The 24,288-nt window shown below is 72.4% G+C and carries 19 protein-coding genes; 9 read left to right on the top strand and 10 right to left on the bottom strand.

All coding sequences use genetic code 11. From position 1 onward, the window contains the following. Positions 1–107 precede the first annotated feature (107 nt). A complete protein-coding gene (locus ACIP94_RS32005; RefSeq protein ID WP_402433451.1) occupies positions 108–1,751 on the bottom strand; it encodes a DNA repair helicase XPB in 1,644 nt (547 codons plus the stop codon). A gap of 64 nt (positions 1,752–1,815) precedes the next feature. Beyond that, entirely contained in the window at positions 1,816–4,395 is a 2,580-nt protein-coding gene (locus tag ACIP94_RS32000) for a helicase-associated domain-containing protein (protein WP_402433448.1), read from the bottom strand. A 169-nt stretch (positions 4,396–4,564) separates the two neighbouring features. On the opposite strand from ACIP94_RS32000, the gene ACIP94_RS31995 reads away from it, so the two are divergent. Then, on the top strand, positions 4,565–5,581 hold the full coding sequence (locus ACIP94_RS31995; RefSeq protein ID WP_402433446.1) for a hypothetical protein: 1,017 nt from the start codon (positions 4,565–4,567) through the stop codon (positions 5,579–5,581). A 59-nt stretch (positions 5,582–5,640) separates the two neighbouring features. Next, complete coding sequence (locus ACIP94_RS31990; RefSeq protein WP_402433443.1) at positions 5,641–6,258, top strand: HAD family hydrolase; 618 nt, start codon at positions 5,641–5,643, stop codon at positions 6,256–6,258. Between the two features lie 55 nt (positions 6,259–6,313). Here the strand turns inward: ACIP94_RS31990 and ACIP94_RS31985 are convergent, their stop codons facing one another. After that, positions 6,314–6,565, bottom strand: coding sequence for a hypothetical protein (locus ACIP94_RS31985; RefSeq protein WP_402433440.1), 252 nt, complete (start codon positions 6,563–6,565; stop codon positions 6,314–6,316). A gap of 176 nt (positions 6,566–6,741) precedes the next feature. Between ACIP94_RS31985 and ACIP94_RS31980 the strand changes: the two genes are divergently transcribed. Beyond that, the gene (locus tag ACIP94_RS31980) at positions 6,742–7,125 is read left to right on the top strand and encodes a cold-shock protein (RefSeq protein ID WP_361777940.1); all 384 of its coding nucleotides are present in this window, start codon (positions 6,742–6,744) and stop codon (positions 7,123–7,125) included. A gap of 242 nt (positions 7,126–7,367) precedes the next feature. Here ACIP94_RS31980 and ACIP94_RS31975 read toward each other — a convergent pair whose 3' ends face one another. From ACIP94_RS31975 to ACIP94_RS31960, 4 genes are all read right to left on the bottom strand, one after another. Next, positions 7,368–8,228, bottom strand: coding sequence for a 1,4-dihydroxy-6-naphthoate synthase (locus tag ACIP94_RS31975; protein WP_402433436.1), 861 nt, complete (start codon positions 8,226–8,228; stop codon positions 7,368–7,370). Next, complete coding sequence (locus ACIP94_RS31970; RefSeq protein ID WP_402433433.1) at positions 8,212–8,910, bottom strand: futalosine hydrolase; 699 nt, start codon at positions 8,908–8,910, stop codon at positions 8,212–8,214. The genes ACIP94_RS31975 and ACIP94_RS31970 overlap by 17 nt, the downstream gene beginning before the upstream one ends. A gap of 47 nt (positions 8,911–8,957) precedes the next feature. Then, entirely contained in the window at positions 8,958–9,410 is a 453-nt protein-coding gene (locus ACIP94_RS31965) for a DUF2771 domain-containing protein (RefSeq protein ID WP_402433567.1), read from the bottom strand. An 80-nt stretch (positions 9,411–9,490) separates the two neighbouring features. After that, complete coding sequence (locus ACIP94_RS31960) at positions 9,491–10,909, bottom strand: MFS transporter (RefSeq protein ID WP_402433431.1); 1,419 nt, start codon at positions 10,907–10,909, stop codon at positions 9,491–9,493. 404 nt (positions 10,910–11,313) lie between these two features. On the opposite strand from ACIP94_RS31960, the gene ACIP94_RS31955 reads away from it, so the two are divergent. The 5 genes from ACIP94_RS31955 to ACIP94_RS31935 all read left to right on the top strand — a co-directional run bounded on the left by ACIP94_RS31955 (position 11,314) and on the right by ACIP94_RS31935 (position 19,429). Further along, positions 11,314–12,240 carry a DUF3027 domain-containing protein gene (locus ACIP94_RS31955; RefSeq protein WP_402433428.1) on the top strand — a complete coding sequence of 309 codons (927 nt, stop codon included), beginning with the start codon at positions 11,314–11,316 and terminating at the stop codon, positions 12,238–12,240. Positions 12,241–12,543: 303 nt separating this feature from the next. Next, positions 12,544–15,660 (top strand): sacsin N-terminal ATP-binding-like domain-containing protein, encoded by a 3,117-nt coding sequence (locus tag ACIP94_RS31950; protein ID WP_402433425.1) that lies wholly within the window; start codon positions 12,544–12,546, stop codon positions 15,658–15,660. A gap of 241 nt (positions 15,661–15,901) precedes the next feature. After that, entirely contained in the window at positions 15,902–16,690 is a 789-nt protein-coding gene (locus tag ACIP94_RS31945; RefSeq protein ID WP_402433422.1) for a hypothetical protein, read from the top strand. Between the two features lie 577 nt (positions 16,691–17,267). Next, positions 17,268–17,774, top strand: a complete 507-nt coding sequence (locus tag ACIP94_RS31940) for a hypothetical protein (protein WP_402433419.1) — start codon at positions 17,268–17,270, stop codon at positions 17,772–17,774. A gap of 113 nt (positions 17,775–17,887) precedes the next feature. Next, a complete protein-coding gene (locus tag ACIP94_RS31935) occupies positions 17,888–19,429 on the top strand; it encodes an FG-GAP-like repeat-containing protein (RefSeq protein ID WP_402433416.1) in 1,542 nt (513 codons plus the stop codon). 4 nt (positions 19,430–19,433) lie between these two features. Here the strand turns inward: ACIP94_RS31935 and ACIP94_RS31930 are convergent, their stop codons facing one another. Next, positions 19,434–21,827, bottom strand: a complete 2,394-nt coding sequence (locus ACIP94_RS31930) for a cation-translocating P-type ATPase (protein ID WP_402433413.1) — start codon at positions 21,825–21,827, stop codon at positions 19,434–19,436. A 107-nt stretch (positions 21,828–21,934) separates the two neighbouring features. Beyond that, complete coding sequence (locus ACIP94_RS31925; RefSeq protein ID WP_402433410.1) at positions 21,935–22,201, bottom strand: DUF2530 domain-containing protein; 267 nt, start codon at positions 22,199–22,201, stop codon at positions 21,935–21,937. 252 nt (positions 22,202–22,453) lie between these two features. Between ACIP94_RS31925 and ACIP94_RS31920 the strand changes: the two genes are divergently transcribed. Continuing rightward, a complete protein-coding gene (locus ACIP94_RS31920; RefSeq protein ID WP_402433408.1) occupies positions 22,454–23,902 on the top strand; it encodes an NCS2 family permease in 1,449 nt (482 codons plus the stop codon). Here ACIP94_RS31920 and ACIP94_RS31915 read toward each other — a convergent pair. After that, on the bottom strand, positions 23,872–24,099 hold the full coding sequence (locus ACIP94_RS31915) for a ribbon-helix-helix protein, CopG family (RefSeq protein WP_402433405.1): 228 nt from the start codon (positions 24,097–24,099) through the stop codon (positions 23,872–23,874). The two genes, ACIP94_RS31920 and ACIP94_RS31915, sit on opposite strands and share 31 nt — an antisense overlap. Between the last annotated feature and the right edge of the window lie 189 nt (positions 24,100–24,288).

Genomic DNA, 24,288 nt, shown 5'->3' with positions numbered 1-24,288 from the left:
CCCGCCCCGGCCGGGCTCCCCCGCCCGGTCGCGTGAGCCCCGGCCCGCTCCCTGACGGACCGTGACCCCTCGTACACCCGCTGTGGCTTCGCTCCGCAGTCCCCGGCTCAGCTTTCGGCCAGCAGTTCGTCCGCGTCCATGATCCGGTACGCATAGCCCTGCTCCGCGAGGAAGCGCTGACGGTGGGCGGCGAAGTCCTGGTCGATGGTGTCGCGGGCGACCACCGAGTAGAAGTGCGCCTGGTGGCCGTCGGCCTTCGGACGCAGCACCCGTCCCAGCCGCTGGGCCTCCTCCTGACGCGACCCGAACGTCCCCGACACCTGGATGGCGACGGTCGCCTCCGGCAGGTCGATGGAGAAGTTCGCGACCTTGGAGACGACGAGCACATGGATCTCGCCTTCGCGGAAGGCGTCGAAGAGCTTCTCGCGCTGCGCGTTGGAGGTCTCGCCCTTGATGACGGGCGCGCCCAGGTGCTCGCCCAGCTCGTCCAGTTGGTCGATGTACTGGCCGATGACCAGGATCTGCTGCCCGGCGAAGCGCCGCACCAGCGCCTCGGTCACCTTCCGCTTGGTGTCGGTGGTGGCGCAGTAGCGGTACTTCTCCTCGGTCTCGGCGGTGGCGTACGCGAGCCGCTCGGACTCGGTGAGGTTCACCCGCACCTCGACACAGTCGGCCGGCGCGATATAGCCCTGGGCCTCGATCTCCTTCCAGGGCGCGTCGAACCGCTTGGGCCCGATGAGGGAGAACACATCCGACTCCCGGCCGTCCTCGCGCACCAGGGTCGCGGTCAGCCCGAGCCGCCGGCGCGCCTGGAGGTCCGCCGTGAACTTGAAGACCGGCGCGGGCAGCAGATGCACCTCGTCGTAGACGATGAGCCCCCAGTCGCGGGAGTCGAACAGCTCCAGGTGCGGGTAGACACCCTTCCGCTTGGTGGTGAGCACCTGGTACGTGGCGATGGTGACCGGCCGGATCTCCTTGCGCGTACCGGAGTACTCGCCGATCTCGTCCTCGGTCAGCGAGGTTCGCTTCACCAGCTCGTGCTTCCACTGCCGGGCGGAGACCGTGTTGGTGACCAGGATCAGGGTGGTGGCCTTGGCCTGGGCCATGGACCCGGCGCCGACCAGGGTCTTGCCCGCGCCGCAGGGCAGCACGACGACCCCGCTGCCGCCGTGCCAGAAGTTCTCCACGGCCTGCTTCTGGTAGGGCCGCAGCGCCCATCCGTCCTCGGCCAGCTCGATGGGGTGCGCCTCGCCGTCGACGTACCCCGCGAGGTCCTCGGCCGGCCAGCCCAGCTTGAGCAGCACCTGCTTGATCTGCCCGCGCTCGGACGGATGCACGGCGACGGTGTCCTGGTCGATCCGGGCCCCGACCAGCGGGATGATGCGCTTGGACCGCAGCACCTCCTCCAGGACGGGCCGGTCGGTGCTCGTCAGGACCAGACCGTGGGCCGGGTGCTTGGTGAGGGTCAGCCGCCCGTACCGGTCCATGGTCTCGGCGATGTCGACGAGCAGCGCGTGCGGCACGGGATAGCGGCTGTACTGCACCAGCGCGTCCACGACCTGCTCGGCGTCGTGCCCGGCGGCGCGGGCGTTCCACAGCCCGAGCGGGGTCACCCGGTAGGTGTGGATGTGCTCGGGGGCCCGCTCCAGTTCGGCGAACGGGGCGATGGCGCGACGGCAGTCGTCGGCCTGCTCGTGGTCGACCTCGAGGAGCAGGGTCTTGTCGGACTGAACGATGAGCGGACCATTCACGCGCGGCTGCCTTTCTGCACGGCTCTGCACGGCCAAACGTCCAGTGTGCCTCATCCGGGGGTGATCACATCTGGTCGTCCGCCAGCTCGGCCACTCCCGTGACCCGGTGCAGCGGATAGGTGCGGACCTCGTCGGCCGTGTGGTCGTACGCCGTGACGAAGCCGCCCTCCACCCGGAGCGGGGCGATGACGCGCTGGGAGGCGGTGCCCTCGGCGTTGACATAGCCGATCCACAGGGCGGTGCCGGTGAGGACGGCGGCCTGCATGGTGGCAAGCGTCTCGGCGGAGGTGGTGCGCGGAAGGTCACCGTCGGCGGCGGGCTCCGGGCCCGGTTTGCGGGGCGCCGTCGAGGCCAGGTCGCCGGCCCGGATGGCGCGCAGGGCCGCGGTCAGGAGCGTCGCGTCGGGCGTCGGCGGTCCGTCCGGGACCGGCTCCGGCGCGGTGCGGGGCGGGGTGCGGTGGGCATGGGCCCGGGTGATCAGGACATCGCCCTGCGCGGACTCCGCGGCCGGGGCGAAGCCCATGGCGCGCAGTCCCTCGAGGAGCGTCGCCGGGTCGGACCCCGCGGCCAGGACCGTCGGGGCCAGGCGGCGCAGGCGCAGCGAGGCGGAGCGCTTGTCGGCGAGGATCTCGTTCAGCACGCTGTCGTCGTCGCAGCGCACATACGCCGAGGCCGCCCCGACCCGCAGATGCCCGTGCCTGCGTGCCACGTCGTCGATCAGATAGGCGAGCGGCTGCGGGACCGGGGTGCGGGAGTGCGCGGCGAGGAAGGCGTGCAGATCGCTCGCGCTGCGGCCCGCGTCCAGGGCGCGGCGCACGGAGGCGGGCGTGAAGCGGTAGACCGTCGCGCCGCCCTTCGACTCGACGTCCGCGAGCACCCCGAGCATGTCGGCCAGCGGCCGCTGGAGCGGGCCGGGTGCGACCGCCGTCAGGTCCGCCTGGAGCAGCACATGGTCCACGGGCTCCGGCAGCAGCGGGGCGAGCAGTGCCGTGGCGCGGGCGGCCGCCGCGGACCGCTCGGCCGCCGTGAGGGGCTCGCGGGGCGCGGTGCGGTGGTGCCGGTGGTGCACCGGAAGCTTGTCGCCGGGGCCTGTCGGCTCGGCGGCGGCCGGCGCGTGCTCCGCCTCCTCGCCGAGCAGGGCGCGCCCGTGGGCGGACAGGGCGCCGCGGCCCGTGACTCCCAGCAGCTCCGCCTCGGCCAGCGTCCACTCGGCCAGGCGCCCGCGCAGGTCCTCCGCCGTGGGCTGGGCGCCGCGCAACGGGCGTTCCCAGCGGAGCCGGGCGAGGACCGAGTCGGGGGTGGCCGCGGCACCTTCGGGCAGGCCGGCGAGCAGTGTCAGTACCCGGTGGCGGACCTCGGGGGCGGCCGAGCGGTCCAGCCCGGGGCCCAGCGCGGACAGCGCCCGGTCCTTGGCGTCCCGGCCGCCGACCAGGCCCGGGGTGCGCGTCGCCGCCAGCCAGGCCGTGGCCAGCCGGCTCCACCGCTCGGCGGCGGGCAGCTCCAGCCACTCGTCGTAGGCCGGGGTCGCCGCGTACCGCTCGTCGGCCTCGCCGTCGGAGGCCAGCAGTCCCGCCGCGTAGGCGAGTTCGACCCAGAAGGCGGCCACGGGCTCGGGCACGTCGAGCGCCACCGCCGTCCGCTTCAGGTCGCGCACGCTCAGGCCGCCCGCGCGCAGCACCGACGGCCCTCCCTCGTCCCAGTCCTTCAGCAACTCCTCGACGGTGGCGAGCGCGGTGTACGCCTGACCGGCCGCCGTCGCGTCCACCATCTGCGGGCCGTGCGTGGCGGCGGTGGTGAGGGCCGGCGGCAGCGGTTCGGTGTGCCGGTGCGCGCGCCCGGACCGCAGATGCAGGGCCACCTCCCGGGGCAGGACCACCGTGCCCGGGGCCGTGGGCAGCAGCAGCCCGCGGTCGAGCAGCCAGCGCAGCCGGGGCGCGGGATCGGGGGTGACCTGGCCGTACGGCGGTCCCCACACCAGGCGGCTCAGCACCTCCAGGGACTCGGCGGGGCCGGCGGCGAGGAGCGCGGCCATCCGGGCCCGGTCGGTGAACAGGGCGCTGAGGGAGGCCACCGCGGACACGGCGTCATGGGTGCTGGGCAGCCCGGCGGCGGCCAGGATCTCCTGGATCCGGCCCGGGGACATGCCGGAGGTCGCCTCGGCGACGGTGGGGCCGAGACCGGTGGGCGAGGGGTGCTGCGGGGACGGGGCGAGCAGCTCCCGGGCCGTGCGCACCAGGCGCAGGCGGTCGTCGGGGCCCCAGACGAGGGCCTGCTCGCGCAGGGTGGCGAGGGCGTGGGGGAGGGTCTCGGCGACGACCGGGTCGGCCTGCGCGCCGCCGTCTCCGGCCATCAGGCCCAGCAGTTCGTCGTACGACGCCGGGTCCGGGGCCACGGCCAGGGCCTCCGCCGTCTGGAGGGCGAACCGGTCGAGGCGCTCCAGCGCACGGACGACGCTCGCGCGGGTGGCGGCCCGGGTGGCGAGCTGGGTGAGGTCGGTGGGGACGGGGGTGATGAGGTCCGGGCGGGCGCGCAGCAGGGCGGACAGGGAGGCGTCGTCCCGCGCACGCAGGGACTCGGCCAGTGAACGGGGCGCGGCGGCGCCGGCGCCCGTGGCTTCCTTGCGTGAGCGCTCCTCGGGGGTCATCCGGTCAACCGTAGCGGGTGACGGCCGTTTCCAGCCCGTCCGGCGCCCGAGTACGAGGTCGCCGGGGCCGGCGGGGGCGCGGGGGTGACGCCGGTCCCGGGCACCGCTCACGCGACGGGTCCGCCGGGATACGGTACGTACGGACAGCGGCCCACCCCGGAGGGGCTTCGTGGGGATCGAGAGCGACCAGCTTGTCTTCGACTATCTGAGCCGGGTCGGAGACGTGGCCCAGCAGCGCCAGCTGCCGTCGGCCGCGCGCATGCGGCTCGTGTCCGGGCTGCGCGAGGAGATCGACCGGCGGCGGGCGCAGGCCCCGGTCGACAGCCCCGCCGCCGTCCGCCGCATCCTCGCCCGGCTGGGCACCCCCGACGAGGTCGTGGCCGCCGCGTCCGAGGACGCCCCGGGCGGCGCCGCTGCGAGCCGTCCCGCGGCCGTCCCCGCACAGCGGACGAAGGACTTCGGGGATCCGGGCCGCCCCAAGGGCCTGCGCCGGGTCGTGCCCCGCCCTCGCCGCGCCGGGCCCGGCCCCGCGAGCCCCTCCCGCAACGCCGCCTCGCCACCCCATCTGGCGGGTGCGGACGAGCTGGGCGACAGCGCCGTCCGGCCGGACTGGTGGCGGGTGGACGGCGCCTTCGGCGACGGATTCGCGCTCGGCGACTCCGTACCGGGGTTCACGGGCGGGGTGGAGATCCCCGAGCTGCTGAAGCCGCCGCCCGCGCCGGGCGGCCCGCCGAAGCAGGACACCGGCGGGGAGCCGGCCGCCACCGGACCGAAGGCGAAGGAGCCGGCCGCGGGAGAACCCGTCGTCGAGGCCGCCCCCGCCGCGCGCCGCCGGCTGCCCCTCCTCACCGCCAGGAGCAACCCGCTGCTGCTTCTGGCCGCCGGACTCCTCGTCGCCGGTGCGGTGCTCGGCAGCTGGCTCCCCCTCGGGCTCGGCTGGCTGATCGCCTGGGCGTCGCGCCGGCTGACCCCCGCCGAGTCCAAGTGGGCGGTCATGGGCCTGCCCGGTCTGGCCGCCGCCTCGGGGATCGTCTGGCTCTGGGGCCGCACCAGTGGCCGCTGGGGCGAACCGATCGCCCAGGGGCACATGAACGACGCCGTCGCCCAGACCTGGCCCTGGGTGGTACGGGGAGCGGCCGTCGCCTCGGCCCTGTTTCTGGTGTGGCGGTCGCAGCGGCGGAAGTGAGGTGCCGGCCGGCGGAGCCGCCTGCGATGCGCACCGGGGACGCTGGGACAATGGCCCCCATGACGTCTCGCGCCCTCACCGTCGGCTTCGACCTCGACATGACGCTGATCGACTCCCGGCCCGGGATCCACGCCTGCTACCAGGCGCTGTCGGCGCGGACGGGAACGTACATCGACGCCGACCTCGCGATCACCCGGCTCGGTCCCCCGCTGGTGGACGAACTGGTCAACTGGTTCCCGGCGGAGCGGATCGAGGCGATGGCCGATCTGTACCGCGCGATGTACCCGACCATCGCGATCGCCGCGACGCCCGCCCTGCCCGGCGCCCGTGAGGCGATCGAGGGCGTACGGGCGGCCGGCGGGCGCGCGATCGTCGTCACCGCCAAGTACGAGCCCAACGCCAAGCTGCACCTGGAGCACCTCGGGATCGAGCCCGACGAGGTGATCGGCGACCTGTGGGCCGAGCAGAAGGCGGAGGCGCTCCTGGAGCATGGCGCGGGCGTCTACGTCGGCGACCACGTCGGGGACGTGCGCGGTGCCCGTAAGGCCGACGCGTACTCCGTCGCCGTGGCCACCGGCCCGTGCCCCGCCGGGGAACTGCGGGCCGCGGGCGCGGACGTCGTCCTCGCCGACCTGACCGAGTTCCCCGCCTGGCTGACGGCGTACGCGGCCCGGTAGGGCCCGCCTTCGACCTCGCGTCCTCGCCCGGGGAGCGCCCGCCCTCGCCGGTCCGTCAGGAGCGTGCCTGGCGGGCCCGTCTGCGGCCCTCCGCGATCGACCGCAGAAGACCCGCGCCGGCCATCAGGAAGCCGACGGCCATGAGCATGCTCAGGCCGTACAGGAACGTCGGGAAAGGCTTCGTCCCGAGCAGCAACGGGGCCACGGTGACCAAAGTGGCCACCGCTCCGAGGAAGAAGACGATCGCACCGGCACGGATCAGCCGGTCGCCGGCCGCGGTGGAATTCGCTTGGGTTTCGTCACGCACTGGACCAGGGTAGTTCCCGTCGCGAGGAACGACTCGGCGACGTCTTGTCACCGGCCCCCGGACCATTAGCCTTGGTACCCGCGGGTCCGGGGGACCCGCTGAAGTGCTCTCCAGAGCGGTTTCCCCGAAATACTTTGCAGACGCAGTTTCCGACGAGTACGAGGACGAGGACAGACGTGCCTACCGGCAAGGTCAAGTGGTTCAACAGCGAGAAGGGCTTCGGCTTTCTCTCCCGCGACGACGGCGGCGACGTCTTCGTTCACTCCTCGGTTCTCCCCGCCGGAGTCGATTCCCTGAAGCCCGGACAGCGCGTGGAGTTCGGAGTGGTCGCCGGCCAGCGCGGCGACCAGGCGCTGTCCGTCACCCTTCTGGAGCCGGCCCCCTCGGTCGCGGCCGCCCAGCGCAAGAAGCCGGACGAACTGGCGTCCATCGTCCAGGACCTGACGACCCTCCTGGAGAACATCACCCCGATGCTGGAAAAGGGCCGCTATCCCGACAAGGCCTCCGGCAAGAAGATCGCGGGCCTGCTGCGCGCGGTCGCCGACCAGTTGGACGTCTGACCGTCCGACGCTCTGACCGTCCGACGCCCGGTCGTCCGACTGTCCGTCGTCCGGGCGTCCGACTGTCCGTCGTCCGGGCGTGCGTCGTCCGGTCGTGCGACTGTCCGTCGTCCGGCCGTCCGACGTCCGGGCGTGCGTCGTCCGGGCGTGCGTCGTCCGGCCGTCCGACGTCCGGCCGTCCGACGTCCTGCCGCGCGCGAGCCGTTCCGACCGCGCGCGAGCCGGTCCGGGAGGAACCTCCGTCAGGGGAAGGCCAGCGCGTTCGGGCCGAGGGGCGGCACCAGCCCCTCGGCCGCCGCGCGGGTGAGCAGGCCCCGGACCGCCGCGTAGCCGTCCTCGCCCAGGTCCGCGGTGAACTCGTTGACGTACAGCCCGATATGCGCGTTCGCCACCCCCGGGTCCATCTCCTGCGCGTGCTCCATGACATACGCACGGGAGGCCTCGGGGTCGTCCCAGGCCGCCCGTACGGAGGCCCGTGCGGACTCGGCCAGCAGTTTCAGCGTGTCCTCGCCCAGCGAGCGCCTGGCGATGATCGCGCCCAGCGGGATCGGCAGGCCGGTCGTGGCCTCCCAGTGCTCGCCCATGTCGGCGAGCTTGTGCAGCCCGTAGTTCTGGTAGGTGAACCGGGCCTCGTGGATCACGAGCCCGGCGTCCACCTTGCCGTCCCGCACGGCCGGCATGATCTCGTGGAACGGCATGACGGCGATCTTGCCGACCCCGCCCGGCACGGTGTCCGCGGCCCACAGGCGGAAGAGCAGATACGCCGTCGACGTCTCGCTCGGCACGGCGACCGTCCGGCCGGTGAGCGGGGCCTGAGGGTCCCGGGTGAGCACCAGCGGCCCGCAGCCCCGGCCCAGCGCCCCGCCGCACGGCAACAGCGCGTATTCGTCCAGGACGTACGGCAGCACGGCGTACGACACCTTCAGCACATCGAACTCCCCGCGCTCGGCCATGCCGTTGGTGATGTCGATGTCGGCGAAGGTGACGTCGAGCGCCGGCGCGCCGGGGACGCGGCCGTGGGCCCATGCCTCGAAGACGAAGGTGTCGTTCGGGCAGGGGGAGTAGGCGATCTTCAGGGGCTGGGGCTCACCGGGTGCGGTCATGCTGTGTCCAACTCTCGAGTACGGGCGTGAGCTTCCCGAAGCCCTCGATGAGGGCCTCAAGTGCGTCGCCGATGCGCCAGGCGGCGCGGTCGCGCGGGCCGACGGGGTTGGAGACGGCCCGGATCTCCACGACGGGCGTGCCGTGCGCGGCGGCCGCCTCCGCGACGCCGAACCCCTCCATCGCCTCGGCGAGCGCCCGCGGATGGCGGGCGCGCAGCTCGGCGGCGCGGCGGGCGCCGCCGGTGACGGTCGAGACGGTGAGGACGGTGCCGGTGAGCGCACCGGAGGCGGCCGCGAGTTCTCGTACGAGTGATGCGGGCGGCCGGTGGCTGACGGTCCCGAAGCCGAGGTCGGTGACGGGCAGGAAGCCGTCGGGGGTCTCGGCACCGAGGTCGGCGGCCACGATGTCGTCGGCGACGACGAGCGCGCCGAGGGGGGCGTCCGGCGCGAAGCCGCCCGCGATGCCGGCGCTGACCACGAGGCCGTAGGGGGCGCCCCCGAGGGCGGCGGCGGTCAGCGCGGAGGCGGTGGAGGCGGCGGCGAGGGCGGGGCCGACCCCGACGGCGAGCACGTCCAGGGGCCCGGTCCGGTGCAGGGTGGCCGCGGGCAGCGGCACCTCGGTGGCCGGCCCCGGAAACGCCCCGGCCACCGCGTCCCGTTCGGCCGGGACCGCGGTGGCCACGAGGATGCGTCCCCCGCGAGCGGGGGACGCCGCGACGGACGACGTGGTCAGGACTCCTTCTTGAGCTTGAAGGACCACAGACCCGTCACCTTGTTCACGCCCTCCTTGATGGAGACGAGCGTGGAGTTGCCGCTCGCGCCGTACTGCGCGTTGAAGAACACGCTGCCCGGGATCGTGCGGTACGTCTTCTTGCTGGAGTCGGTCAGCGGCTGACCGTTCATGAGGATCGTCCAGCCGTTGTCCGCGATGGCCGGGTCCACGCCGAAGCGGACCGTCTCGTCGGGGTCGACGCTGATCGTCTTGATGTCCTTCGACTTGAGGCATTTCGCCAGATCCGCGGCCGCGACTTCCTTGCCGTCGTTGTAGCAGTCGGTCTGGGAGCTCACCGAGTCCGTGCCGACCGTGACGGTCGCGAGCGGCGTCGGCTTGTTACAGGCGGACAACAGGAGAAGTCCGGCGGAAACGGCGCCGAGAGCGGCTACGGCGCGACGGGAACGCAGTGCGGTCATGGCCGAAGGCTATCGGGCACGTCCAGCCCCCTTGCCACGTGGGGTGCGCGACGTGCCGCGTACTCGTGCGATCAGGTGCCCGCGCGGGCGCCGCGGCGGGCCGAGGCGAGCAGGCCCCGTACGGTCGCCAGCCAGCCCGCGGTGACGAGCGCGGCGCCCACCGCGAGCCCCAGCACCCCGTTCAGCGGCAGCACGATGCCGATCGCGCCCCCCAGCACCCAGGCCATCTGGAGCAGCGTCTCCGAGCGGGCGAACGCCGAGGTCCGCACCAGTTCCGGCACGTCCCGCTGGATCAGCGCGTCCAGCGACAGCTTGGCGAGCGCCTGTGCGAACCCGGCGACCGCCGCCAGGCACGCCACCAGGAACGCGCCGAAGAAGACCGCCGCGGTGATCGCCGTGCCGAGCACGATCGCCACGACCGTCACGATGATCACTTCCGGTGAGCGGGACCTCAGCCAGGAACCGACGGCCGTGCCCAGCGCGTTGCCCACACCCGCCGCGACGCCGACTATGCCGAGCGACACCGCGGCGCTCTCACCGGTGAGCGGGTGTTCGCGCAGCAGGAAGGCGAGGAAGAAGATCAGGAAGCCGGACAGACAGCGCAGGGAGGCGTTGGCGGCCAGGGCGTGGGTGACGGCGGGGCCGACGGTGCGCAGCCCCGGGCGGCGCCCGGTCGCCTTGCGGCGCGGCCCGTGCAGATGTGTGGCGTCCGCGGCGAGCAGCGCGATGTCCTCGCCCTTGGCGGAGTCGACCTTCGGGGGCAGCGAGAACGACAGAAACGTCCCGCCGACGAAGATCACGAAGGCCCCGTACAGCGGCCAGGCCGCGCCGATGGTGTGCAGGCCCGCGCCCAGGGGGGCGGCGGCGCCGGTGGCGAGGAGGCCGCCGAGAGTCACCCGGGAGTTGGCCTTCACCAGGGAGAAGCCGGGCGGCAGCAGCCGTGGCACCACGGCGCTGCGGACCACGCCGTACGCCTTGGAGGCCACGAGGACGCCGAGCGCGGCCGGGTACAGCTCCAGACTGCCGCTCACGACCGCCCCCGAGATGATCAGCGCGAGCAGGGCCCGGGCGAGCATCGCGCCGGCCATCGCGGCCCTGCGGCCGTGCGGCAGGCGGTCCAGAAGCGGGCCGATCACGGGGGCGAGGACCGTGAACGGCGCCATGGTGATGGCGAGGTAGAGAGCGACGCGTCCGCGGGCCTCGTCGGTCGGCACGGAGAAGAAGACGGTGGAGGCGAGGGCGACGGTGACCATGACGTCGCCGGCGCCGTTCACGGCGTGCAGCTCGATCAGCTTGCCGAGGCCGGACTCCCCGGCGCCGTGCGCATGGGTCACCCTGCGGATGCCGCGGGCGGCGCCGGTGACGGGGAGGTGCAGGGCACGGCCGACCGTGCGGACGGAACCGCCGAACCGGCCCGAACCGCCACCCCTGCCGCGCCCCTCGACTCCACCCACCCCGGCGGTTCCGTGGGGCGACCTCGCGGCTGCCACCCCGTCATAGTGCCCCGAGAAGGCCGGGGGTAGTGCGGTTACCGCGCGGATGGGGGGCACGTGGTGTCCCGCACGGGCCCGGCGCGGGGTACGGAACCGGCCGATCGCGACGGACGGGCCGAAACCATGGCGACGGCGTACCGGCACCGACCGCGGAAGGCCCGCCTCCGCGAAAGCGCAGCCACTCGGTGTGGGCCCCAGGGCGCGGAGAGGGTAGCGTGCGTAGCGCGCCGTGGCGATGGTTCTCGGCCGCGCGCCTCTCATCCATCCCGCAGAATGGATGGGGTAGGTGCGCCCGAGCGCGATCGGGCGCGGACGTCGACGCGGTCCGCCGGTCCGCTCCGTCCGCACCCCCAGCCGGGAAAGGCGCACCCGTGAGACGGCGTAGGAGAGAAGCGATACCTGTGAGCGCAGCGACAACGCGAAGCCGCACCCCCGACCGTCTGTGCGCCGAGGCCGTCGACCTCGCCCGCTCCGCCGCCGAGGAGGCCGCCGCGCCCGGCGTCGTCGGCGAGCACGTCGGGATGGTCGCCGAGGGCGACCGCGTTGTCACCCACTTCTTCGAGTGCAAGGAGATGGGGTACCGGGGCTGGCGCTGGGCGGTGACGGTCGCCCGGGCGTCCCGCGCGAAGATCGTCACGCTGGACGAGACGGTGCTGCTGCCCGGCCCCGACGCGCTGCTCGCGCCGGAGTGGGTGCCGTGGAGCGAGCGCCTGCGCCCCGGTGACATGGGCCCCGGGGACCTGCTGCCGACGGACGCCGAGGATCTGCGCCTGGAGCCCGGATTCTCGGGCGAGGAGGAGCCCCCGCCGAGCTCCCCGGTCTCCGGCGAGATGGCGGAGCTGGTCGAGGCGGAGGACGTGGAGGTGACCGCGGGCGCCCCCGCGAACCTGCCGATGGCGCCCTCGCGTGGCTCGATCGCGGCGGTCGCGGAGGAACTGGGCATGCGCCGCGCCCGGGTCCTGTCCCGCTACGGACTGCGTGTCGCCGCCGACCGCTGGGAGGAGGCGTTCGGCCCGAAGACGCCGATGGCGCAGGCGGCCCCGGCCTCCTGTGTGAGCTGTGGCTTCCTGGTGGCGATCGGGGGCTCGCTCGGGCAGGCCTTCGGGGTGTGCGCGAACGAGTTCTCCCCGGCCGACGGCCATGTGGTCTCCCTCGCCTACGGCTGCGGCGGCCACTCGGAGGCGGCGGTCATGCCGAAGGCTCCGCAGCCGCCCCCGCCGGTGGTCGACGAGACGAAGGTGGAACCGTTCCCGCTGCGTCCCTCTCCGGACTCGGGTTCGGTACCGGTGGTGGCGGACGAGGAGACGGCGGAGCTGGGGCACTCGTAGCGACGATCCCCCTCCCCGGCCCGCCCGTCGGTCCCTCGCGATCCCCTCACGTCCTCGTCAGCAGCCCTTTCCGGCCCTCTCGCGGCGCCGCCACGGTCCCGTCGGCGGCCCGGTCGCGGTGCCGCACGGCCCCGTCTGCGGCCCGCGTCCGGCCACGACCGGCCCGTCCGGCCACCGCCGGCACGGCCGTGACGGACCGCGGCGGAGGGTCCGGGGACGCGACCCCCGGGAACGGCCGGCCCGGCAGACGGTACTTTCGTCCCGCGGCAGGCACGGGCACGCCGCGAGAGGGAGAGTGAAAGCGTGAGCGTATTCGTGCGGCCGGCAGCCGAAGGCGCGGACCCGTTCGGAACGGCCCGGCTGCGGCGCGGGGTGCTGGACGCCTGGGCCACCAGCCCGGCCCGGTTCCGCGAGGACGCCAACGCCGAGGAGGACCTGGTACTCGGCGGGTACCGCGACCGCCTGGTCGTCGAGCTCGCGCAGAACGCCGCCGACGCCGCGGCCAGGGCCGAGGCCCCCGGCCGGCTGCGGCTGACCCTGCGCGACGGCGTGCTGGTCGCCGCCAACACCGGTGCGCCCCTGGACGCGGTCGGCGTCGAGTCGCTGTCCACCCTCCGCGCCTCCGCCAAGCGCGACACCCATGAGCACGCCATCGGGCGCTTCGGCGTCGGCTTCGCGGCCGTCCTCGCGGTCAGCGACGAGCCCGCCGTCGTCGGCCGGCACGGCGGGGTCCGCTGGTCCCTGGCCGAGGCCCGGGAGCTGGCCGCCGAGACCGCCCTGCACAGTCCCGGCCTCGGGGACGAGATCCGCCGCCGCGACGGTCATGTGCCGCTGTTGCGGCTGCCGTTCCCCGCCGAGGCCAGCGCCCCCGACCCGTACGACACCGTCGTCATCCTCCCGCTGCGCGACACGGCCGCCGCCGACCTGGCCGAGCGGCTGCTGCACACCGTCGACGACGCCCTCCTGCTCGCCCTGCCCGGCCTGGAGGAAGTCGTCGTCGAGATCGGCGACCAGGTGCGGACCCTGCGCCGCCGCGCCGAGGGCACCGACACCGTGGTCGAGGACTCCCGCGACGGCACCACCCGCTGGCGCACCGAATCCCGGCACGGCCCCCTCACCCCGGACCTCCTCGCCGACCGCCCGGTCGAGGAGCGGCTGCGTCCGCACTGGTCCGTCACCTGGGCCGTCCCCGTCGCCGACGACGGCACCCCGGCCCGGCCCCGGACCGCACCGGTCGTGCACGCCCCCACGCCCAGCGACGAGCCGCTCGGCGTGCCCGCGCTGCTCATCGCCTCGTTCCCGCTGGACACGACCCGCCGCCACGCCGCGCCCGGCCCGCTCACCGACTTCCTGGTGCAGCGCGCGGCCGACGCGTACGCCGAACTCCTCGCCGACTGGCGCCCGGTGACCCCCGGCGTCATCGACCTGGTGCCCGGCCCGCTGGGCAAGGGCGAGCTGGACGGTGCCCTGCGCCGGGCCGTCCTGGACCGGCTGCCGCGCACCGCGTTCCTGCCGCCCGCCCACGACCTTGCCGAGGACTCCGAGCTGCCCGAGGCGCTGCGGCCGCGGGACGCCGAGATCGTCGAGGGGGCCGGCGCCGCGACCGTGGGGGTCCTCGCCGAGGTGCTGCCCAGCCTGCTGCCCGCGGGCCTGGAGCGCCGTGCCGAGCTGCGGACCCTGGGTGTCGCCCGGGTCCCGCTGACCGAGGCGGTCGACCGGCTGGCGGGTCTGGAGAAGGAGCCCGACTGGTGGTGGCGGCTGTACGACAGCCTGGCCGGGGTCGACCCGGACCGGCTGACCGGGCTGCCCGTGCCGCTGGCCGACGGCCGCACCACCATCGGGCCCCGGCAGGTGCTGCTGCCGACCCTCGACGGGCCGCCGGTGACACCGGAGGCCCTGGCCCGGCTGGGTCTGAAGGTCGCCCACCCGGAGGCCTCCCATCCGCTCCTGGAGAAGCTGGGCGCCCTGCCGGCCACCCCCCGTGCCGTGCTCACCACCCCGCAGGTGCGGGCCGCCGTCGCCGCCTCCCTCGACGACGAGGGGCCCGGCTGGGACCAGGAGGGCCTGGACGCCGAGGAACTGGCCGACACCGTGCTCGCCCTGGTCCGGGAGGCCGCGCTCGACCCCGGCGACGAGCCCTGGCTCGGCGCCCTCGCCCTGCCCGACGAGGACGGCGAACTCGCCCCCGCCGGGGAACTGGTGCTCCCCGGCAGTCCCTTCGCGAGCGTGATGCGCGAGGACGAACTCGCGCTGGTGGACGTCGAGCTGGCCGAGCGCTGGGGTGAACAGCCGCTGACCGCCTGCGGGGTGCTCGCCAACTTCGCCCTCGTCCGCGCCACCGACGTGGTCCTGGACCCCGACGAACTGGAGCCCCGCGACGCGGACTTCGCCGAGCCGGACGACGTCGGGCTGCTCGACGCCGTCGACGTGTGGTGCGAGGACGTCCTGGACCGGCTGCCCGACACCCCCGTGCCGCCGGTGGCGACCGAGATCGTCGCCGTGCGCGACCTCGACCTCGTCGACGACGACCACTGGCCGAGGGCCCTCTCCCTGCTGTCCGAGCCCCCGCTGCGGGACGCGCTCACCCAGCCGGTGCGGATCCTGCTCCCCGACGGCACCCATGAGGTCGTACGGTCGTACACCGCCTGGTGGCTGCGCGGGCATCCGGTCCTCGGCGGCCGCCGCCCCGCGGGCCTGCGCGCCGCGGGCGGCGACCCGCTGCTGCATGGGCTGTACGACGAGGCCGACGCCAGCGGGTTCGACGACGAGCAGGTGCTGCGGGCGCTCGGCGTACGCACGTCCGTGGCCGCCCTGCTCGACGAGCCGGGCGGCGCCGCCGAACTGCTCGACCGGCTCGCCGACCCCGAGCGGCCCGTCTCCGCCGCCCAGCTGCACGCCCTCTACACGGCCCTGGCCGACCTCGACCCGGAACAGGTGACCCTGCCGGACGAGCTGCGCGCGGTGGTCGACGGCCGGGTGACCGTCGTGGACGCCGCCGACGCGATGGTCGTCGACTCCCCCGACCTGCTGCCCTTCACCGGAGGCGTCCCGCTGCTGCCGGTGCGCCCGACGCGGGCGGCCGATCTCGCGGAGCTGTTCCAGGTGCGGCGGCTGAGCGAGTCGGTGACGGGCGAGGTGACCTCTGAGGGCGCCGAGCACGACGTCCCGGAGTCCGTGCGGGTCCTGCTCGGGCCGTCCACCCCGGCGGCGTACGTCGAGCACGAGGAACTCGTCGTCGACGGCGTGGAGATCGACTGGCGGCTGACCTCGGACGGCGTGCTCCACGCCGCCACCCTGGAGGGCGTCGCCGCTGGGCTCGCCTGGGCGACGGACCAGTGGCCGCGCCGCTTCGAGGTCGCCGCTCTCCTGGAGGACCCGTCGCGCACGGAGGAGCTGGCCCGGGACCGCTGGTTCGACTGAGCCCGCCCCGCCGCCGTACGGCGCGTCCACGCGGAGCGACGCATGGTCCCCGCGCCCCGCTCGGCGCGGGACCAGGCGTGGGGTGAGCGACGGCCGGACGGGCGCGGCCGGAGGAGAATTCCAAGCCGCGTACAACCATCTGTTTCGGCCATTGATCTGATCATGTGAGTCAACCGACTCCCCAGACACTCGGGGCCCGTGAGTCAATCCACGGTCCTCTTTTCTCCACGTGGAGAACGTCATGCGTATTCGTGCCACTGTGGCCGCTGTCTCCGGCGCCCTGGCCCTCTCCGCCTTCGTCGTGCCGGCCGCGCACGCCGCAGGTACCACCGGCCCTGCCGTCACCTTCTCGAACGTCAAGGTGAACAAGGGCAAGAACATCGTCGTCGGAACCTCGGCCAAGGTCTCCGTCCCCGTCACCTACACCGTGACGCACCCCGCGAGCCTCAACCCGAGCAGCTTCGCCTCCGGCCCGGTCATCTACCGCGGCGACACGATCACCTCGCCTACCGCCCTCCAGGGCGGCGACGAGCCCGGCACCTGCAAGGCCGCCTCCTCGACGGTGCTGAACTGCACCGCGACCCTGGACATCTACCCGGCTGAGCACGACCTGTTCAACTCCCAGGCCGGTACGTGGAAAATCGGCGGCCTCGCCGTGGACCAGAAGGACCACGCCACCTGGCAGGGCGACCTCGGCTACACCAAGGTGCAGCGCCTGTCGAAGCTGACGGCCGACGCGTCGCCGGAGCCGGTGAAGAAGGGCGCGACCCTCACGGTCAAGGGCCGGCTGTCCCGGGCCAACTGGGAGACCAACAAGTACGCCGGTTTCTCGGGCCAGTCGGTGAAGCTGCAGTTCCGCAAGAAGGGCAGCACCACCTACACCACGCTCAAGACCATCAAGTCGGACAGCACGGGCAGCCTGAAGACCACGGTCAAGGCGTCCGTCGACGGCTACTACCGCTACTCCTTCGCGGGCACCTCGACCACCCCGGCGGTCAGCGCCACGGGTGACTTCGTCGACGTGAGGTAATCCTCCGTCGCGCCATGGCCGCCCTGCCGGGATCCCGGCAGGGCGGCCATTTCTTTGCCCGGTCGAGCCGTAGGCGAGCGGGAACTCCCTGAAATCGGAAAGGGCGGCGCGGTGCCCGCGAGCGTTGTCTCGAATCCGATTTACGGCCGATGTGGTGGCGGGATGCGGTCCACCCCGGGCAATGTCCCGTTGCACCCTCTATGCAGTGATATCGGCGGCAGTCCCGTGGCGCGTTCGCATCGGGTTCGTGGCGGGTTGTCGAGCAGAGTGGGGAGGTGTTGTATTGACGAACTGTGAGGCTTTGACTAACGTATGCACCGCCTTTGTCCCCGCCTGACCAGCGGTGGATTCCGGCCAGGGGATTTCATTACTCGCGCCTTTCCGTCTGCCAAGTCGCCGGCGCCTTGAGTTTTCGACGCATACACGGGGGTTGTCTTGAGGCGTCTTCAGCAGTGTGGGCCGGCCTGTCACATCCCGGCACTCGCCTGACCTCTTCTGCTTATTCGCAGGCTTTTCGTTCCTTAACATCCCGGCGGGTCCGGCTCTTCGGCGACCCGTTTCCGAAAGGACTCTCGGCGTGCCTTTCCATGCCCGAAAAATCATTGTGTCCGCAGTCGTGGCCGGGTTCGCCACGCTGGGCGGCGTGTCCATCGCCGCCGCCGACGACCCGCCCACGCCGCCGTCCTCGGACACGCCGCCCGTCGCGGTCGAGGACTACAGCTACCCCTCGGCGGACCGGATCCTCACCGAGAAGGGGATCAAGCTCAAGAAGGGTGACGGCCATATCGTTCTGGCCGACTGCGACCAGGCCGCCCAGCAGATCCGCGTGCTCACCGTCAAGGACGACTCCGTCGGCCGCCAGGGCACCTACTGCTTCAAGGCGCTGGGCACGACAGGCCGTCTGACCCTGGAACTTCCCCGGGTCTTCGGGGTCGAGACCGCGGACCACCCGGTGAGCGCGGACCTCACGGCCAACGGCTCCACCACCACGGTCAACGTGCCGAAGGACGGATACCAGTCCGTCGGCGAGGGCACCGGCGACGGCGCCAAGTCGGTGCTCGTCGAGCTACGGGTGACCGGCTGACCCGCCGTACCGGCGCCCTACGAGGAGCCCCCGGCCCTCCCTTTCTTCCGTCCGCGCAGAACTTCTCGGCGATTCGAGGAAAAGTGAAAAACGCTCGTCCGCGCACATCGCGCATGGCATGGGTGACCGGTCTGGTGACCGCCGGCCTCACGACCGGTCTGCTGGCCGCTCCTCCCGCACAGTCGGTGGTGGGTGATCAGGTGGCCGACGGAGCCGACCAGTTCACGGTGAAGCTCCACATCGACCTCGGCAGCGACAACGAACGCAGCTGTTCCGGAACCCTGGTCGACGCCCAGTGGGTGCTCACCACCGCCAGCTGCTTCGCCGCCGATCCCCAGCACCCGTCGAAGATCCCCGCCGGGAAGCCCGCGTACACCACCGTGGTGACCGCCGACGGCAACCGCCCCGGTGCGGAAGCCCTCGTGAAGCAGAAGGTCCTGGAGCTCGTCCCGCATCCGGACCGCGACCTGGTCATGGCGCGCATCACCAACCCGGCCACCATCGACAACCCGCTGGACGGCCCGTTCCCCGACATCACCGAGGCCGACCTCGGCACCACCGCACCGGTCCAGGGCGACCAGCTCAAGGCCGTCGGGTTCGGGCGCACCAAGGACGAGTGGGTCCCCGCCCGGGCGCACGCCGGTTCCTTCGGCGTGGACTCCGTGGGCGCCTCGACTCTGGCGATCTCTCCGAGCAACGGTGGTGGAGCCCTGTGCCAGGGCGACGCAGGCGGTCCGGTCCTCAACGCGAACGGCGACCTGGTCGGCGTGGTCGACGCCTCCTGGGGCGGCGGCTGCCTCGGCTCCCAGGAGACCCGCACCGGGGCCGTCGCCACCCGGGTGGACGACATCGCGGACTGGGTGCAGCGGGTCCGGCTGACGACCCTGAAGGACTTCGTCACCGACGCCATCACGGCAGGGGACTTCAACGGTGACGGGCGCACGGACATCGCGGCCGTCCTGACCCGCGGCCCCGCCCATGTCTTCTACGGCCGTTCCGACGGCACGCTCCAGTACGGGGCCTCCCTCCGTGGCCTCGGCCGCACCAACGTGAAGCAGTTGGTCGCAGGTGACTTCGTGGAAGGGAGGGGGCTTGAAGCCATCGCCGTCATGGACGACGGAGACCTGACGCTCGCCAGTTCGCGCCTCTTCCCCCTCAACGTGTGGTCGTACCGTCCGCTGTGGACCGACGCCGCCTGGAAGGACGGACTGCCCGCCGCCGTCCTCAAGACCGGTACCGCGGGACGCGACACCCTTCTGTTCCAGTGGCCCGACGGATCCCTCTACACCTACAAGAGGGACGCGAACGGCAACCTGGTCAACCAGAAGAAGGTCATGTGGCCGGACAAGACCTGGAAGATGAAGCACATCGCCACCGGTGACTTCAACGGCGACGGCCGCGACGACATCGCCGCCGTCACCGCCGACGGCGCCCTGAACCTCTACCCGGGCAAGGCCGACGGGACCTTCGACAAGGCCCGTTCGATGTTCGCCGACAAGAGCTGGGGCAGCATGCGTGCCGTGCTCGGCGGTGACTTCAACGGCGACGGCAAGGCGGACCTGGCCGCGCTGTGGGCCAACGGCGATCTGCGCTGGTACGCGGGCGACGGCAAGGGCAAGGTGGCCGCAGGCAAGAGCATGTGGCCCAACGTCTAGCCCTCTAGGCGGGCGCGCGGCGGTCGATCCACTTCCAGACGAACTCCAGGGCGGCCGCCGCCACCGCCGCGATCCCCACCGCGATCCAGGGGATCGAGACGCCCACCAGCCTCAGCGCGAAGAAGTGCTGCAACGCGGGCACGGCCAGGACGAACAGGAACGCCACGAGCATCGCGGCCACCAGGGCGACCCGCCACCAGGTGTAGGGCCGCGCGACGATCGCCAGCACCCACGTCGAGATCAGGAAGAGCGTGAGGGTCGCCGCGCTGGTCTGCGCCTCCAGTGAGCCGGGGCCCGTGTAGTGGTGCCGGGCGATCAGATACGTCACGAAGGTCGCGACCGCCGCCATGACCCCGCCCGGGATCGAGTACCGCATGACCCGCCGTACGAAGTGGGGCCTGGCCCGCTCCTTGTTGGGGGCGAGCGCGAGGAAGAAGGCCGGCACGCCGATCGTCAGGGTCGACAGCAGGGTCAGATGCCGGGGCAGAAACGGGTACTCCACCTGCCAGCACACCACCAGCACCGCCAGCAGCACCGAGTAGACCGTCTTCACCAGGAACAGCGTGGCGACCCGGGTGATGTTCCCGATCACCCGCCGGCCCTCGCCGACCACCGACGGCAGCGTCGCGAAGCTGTTGTCGAGCAGCACGATCTGCGCCACGGCGCGTGTCGCCTCCGAGCCGGACCCCATCGAGACGCCGATGTCCGCGTCCTTGAGCGCGAGCACGTCGTTCACGCCGTCGCCCGTCATCGCCACCGTGTGCCCGCGCGACTGCAACGCGCCCACCATGTCCCGCTTCTGCTGCGGGGTGACCCGACCGAACACGGTGCCCTTGTCCAGCGACTTGGCCATCTCCGCCTGGTTCGGCGGAAGGCGGCGGGCGTCCATGACCCGGCCGGCGATGCCGAGCTTCCCGGCCACCGCGCCCACGGACACCGCGTTGTCACCGGAGATCACCTTGGCGCGGACGTTCTGGTCGGCGAAGTAGCGCAGGGTGTCGGCGGCGTCCGGGCGCAGCCGCTGCTCCAGCACGACCAGAGCGGTGGGCCGGGTGCCGTCCTTGACCCGGGGGTCGTCCAGGTCCCGGGAGGTGCGGGCCAGCAGCAGCACCCGCAGCCCCTGCTCGTTGAGGCGCTCGGTCTCGGCGAGGGCCGGGTCGTCGGGGCCGAGCAGGACGTCCGGGGCGCCGAGGAGCCAGGTGCTGGCCTCGCCGTCGCCCTCGCTGAAGGACGCGCCGCTGTATTTCCGGGCGGAGGAAAAGGGGAGGGCCTCGGTGCAGCGCCAGTCCTCGCTGTCCGGATAGGCGTCGATGATGGCCTGGAGGGAGGCGTTCGGACGGGGGTCGGACTCGCCGAGCGCGCCGAGGACCTTGCGTAGGTACGTCTCGTCGGCGCCCTGGAGCGGTCGCAGCTCGGTGACGTCCATGCCGCCCTCGGTCAGGGTGCCCGTCTTGTCCAGACAGACGGTGTCGACGCGGGCGAGGCCCTCGATGGCGGGCAGTTCCTGGACCAGGACCTGTTTGCGCCCCAGCCGGATGACGCCGATGGCGAAGGCCACCGAGGTGAGCAGGACGAGCCCCTCGGGGACCATGGGCACGATCCCGCCGACCGTGCGGGCCAGGGAGTCCTTGAATCCGGACTGCTTGACCACCAGCTGGCTGATGACGAGGCCGATCGCGGTCGGGATCATCATCCACGTCACGTACTTGAGGATCGTGGAGATACCGCTGCGCAGCTCGGAGTGGACGAGAGTGAAGCGGGTCGCCTCCTCGGCGAGCTGGGCGGCGTAGGCCTCCCGTCCCACCTTGGCCGCCCGGAAGGCGCCGCTGCCGGCGACGACGAAGCTTCCGGACATGACCGCGTCCCCGGCCCGTTTGACGACGGGGTCGGCCTCGCCGGTCAGCAGCGACTCGTCGATCTCCAGCCCGTCGGCCTCGACGCAGACGCCGTCGACGACGATCTTGTCGCCCGGTCCGGTCTCGACGATGTCGTCGAGCACGATCTCGGAGGTGGCGATCGCGGCGGTCACCCCGTCCCGGCGGACCGTGGGCCTCGCCTCGCCGATCACCGCGAGCGAGTCCAGGGTCTTCTTGGCGCGCCACTCCTGGATGATGCCGATGCCCGTGTTGGCGATGATCACATAACCGAAGAGGCTGTCCTGGAACGGTGCCACGAACAGCATGATCAGCCAGAGCACGCCGATGATCGCGTTGAAGCGGGTGAAGACATTGGCGCGGACGATCTCGCCGAGGGAGCGGCTGCTGCGGACGGGGATGTCGTTGACGTCACCCCGGGCGACCCGCTCGGCCACCTCGGCGGCGGACAGCCCCCGCGTCCGCCCCGGTACGGGGGCGGGGTGCACGGGATCGAGTTCGGCGCCCGCGTCGATGTGGGTCATGCATTCGACGGTACGTGCGGATGTACGCCTTCACCCGTTGAGCGCCCCGAAGATCCGACCAGGGGAGGACGGTTCTCGTGCGGTGGTTGTACGCCAAAGCCCAGGGGCTAGCGCTCGGCCGCCGCTTTCCTGGCCGTGTCCCCCTTGATCGCGGCGTCCCGCCTGCGCACGTACCAGACGCCGATGCAGCCGAGCCCCGCGCCGGCCAGGCAGGTCCACAGCCACCAGGTGTGCCCGTGGTCGGCGAACCAGCCGTAGAACGGCAGCTGGACCAGGAAGAGGACGAACCACAGGATCGTGCCGCCGGTGATGGTGGCGACCACGGGGCCCTCCAGGGGCTCCGGCGCCTCGTGCTTCGGGGTCCACTTCGCCATGCGCACAGCTTACGAGGGCGCGAGCCGCGGGGGAGGGGCGGACCCCGAGCCCTTGTCCGCCAAGGGTCTACGCGCGGAGATAGCGATCTAGGGCTCATATGTTCATACTGAAACAGTTCGAGTCTGGCTGCTTATGTTCGTATGAATCACCAACAACGCCATGGGGGAATCCCGTTGGTGATCAGGTGACGGCGAGACTCGATCACGTTTGTTCCCGCCCGTCCGTAGTCCCCCGCACCCCTGAGGTCCCGCATGTCCACCTCGGCCCCAGCCAAGGCCGCCCCGCAGGAGCCGGGCACCCGACCCCCGTCCGGTGCCCTCGACCGCTACTTCAAGATCTCCGAGCGGGGCAGCACGCTCTCGCGCGAGATCCGCGGTGGTTTCGCCACCTTCTTCGCGATGGCCTACATCATCGTGCTGAACCCGATCATTCTCGGCAGCGCGAAGGACATGTACGGGCACCACCTGGATCACGGCCAGCTGGTCACCGCGACCGCCCTCACCGCCGCCCTCACCACGCTGCTCATGGGCGTGATCGGCAATGTCCCGATCGCCCTCGCGGCCGGTCTCGGCGTGAACACGGTCGTCGCCCTCCAGCTCGCGCCGCGCATGTCGTGGCCGGACGCGATGGGCATGGTCGTCCTCGCCGGCTTCGTGGTGATGCTGCTGGTCGCCACCGGTCTGCGGGAGCGGGTGATGAACGCCGTGCCGCTCGGTCTGCGCAAGGGCATCGCCATCGGTATCGGCCTGTTCATCATGCTGATCGGGCTCGTCGACTCCGGCTTCGTCACCCGTATCCCGGACATCGCGCAGACCACCGTCCCGCTCCAGCTCGGCACCGGCGGCCATCTGACCGGCTGGCCGGTTCTGGTCTTCATCCTGGGCGCCCTGCTCACCTTCGCGCTGATCGTCCGCAAGGTGCCGGGCGCCATCCTGATCTCGATCGTCGCGATGACGGTGCTCGGGCTGATCCTCAACGCGACCGCCAAGATCCCCTCCTGGGGCCTGACCGTCCCGAAGTGGCCGGGCAACCCCGTCGCCACCCCGGACTTCGGCCTGATCGGCAAGGTCAGCCTGTTCGGCGGCTTCGGCAAGGTCGGCGTCCTGACCGGGATCCTCTTCGTCTTCAGCGTCCTGCTGTCGTGCTTCTTCGACGCGATGGGCACGATCATGGGCATCAGCGACGAGGCCAAGCTGACCGACGCCGAGGGCTATATGCCGGGCATCAACAAGGTGCTCTTCGTCGACGGCATCGCGGTCGCGGCGGGCGGTGCCAGCTCCTCCTCGGCCACCACCTGCTTCGTGGAGTCCACCGCGGGCGTGGGGGAGGGCGCACGCACCGGCTTCGCGAACGTCGTCACGGGCGCTCTCTTCGCCGTGGCCCTCTTCCTCACCCCGGTCGCCACGATGGTGCCGTCCCAGGCGGCCACCCCGGCCCTGGTCGCGGTCGGCTTCCTGATCCTGTCCAACTCGGTCAAGGAGATCGACTGGGCGGACTACACGATCGCCGTCCCGGCCTTCGTGACGATGCTGATGATGCCCTTCACGTACTCGATCACCAACGGCATCGGCATGGGCTTCATCACCTTCGTGGTCCTGCGTCTGGCCGCGGGGCGCGCCCGGGAGATACCCGCCGCGATGTACGTGGTGGCGGCGGTGTTCGCCTTCTACTACCTGATGCCGGCAGTGGGTCTGACCTGACCGGCTCCGCGGGGGTCAGGTGACCCGTAGAACCTCTCCGTCTCCTCGACGGCGGCTTGGAACCGCTCGTCGAAGTCATCCCGAATGAGCGTCCGGACGACATAGTCCTGGACGCTCATTCCTCTTCTGGCGGCGTGCCGGCGGAGCCGTTCGAGCAGCTCCCGCTCCAGCCGCACACTGAGCACGCTGGTCCCCATGCCTACGAGGGTCGCCGGATCCCGGCGGGTGGTGTGTCACGTTCCCCCGCCGTATCACCCATTCGGGTGATACGTGCAGCTCGGGGGATTTCCCGGCGGTCGCGGAAGCGCGGGCCGCAGTGGCCGGAGTCACCCGGGCGACGGCGCGGCGCGGTGGTCTTTAGGGAAAGTAATGACCTATCCTAAAGA

The organism is Streptomyces sp. NPDC093261 (assembly GCF_044753645.1).
Taxonomy (GTDB): domain Bacteria; phylum Actinomycetota; class Actinomycetes; order Streptomycetales; family Streptomycetaceae; genus Streptomyces.
Note: the sequence above shows the minus strand (reverse complement) of the source record. Positions and strands in the feature narration are given on the sequence as shown.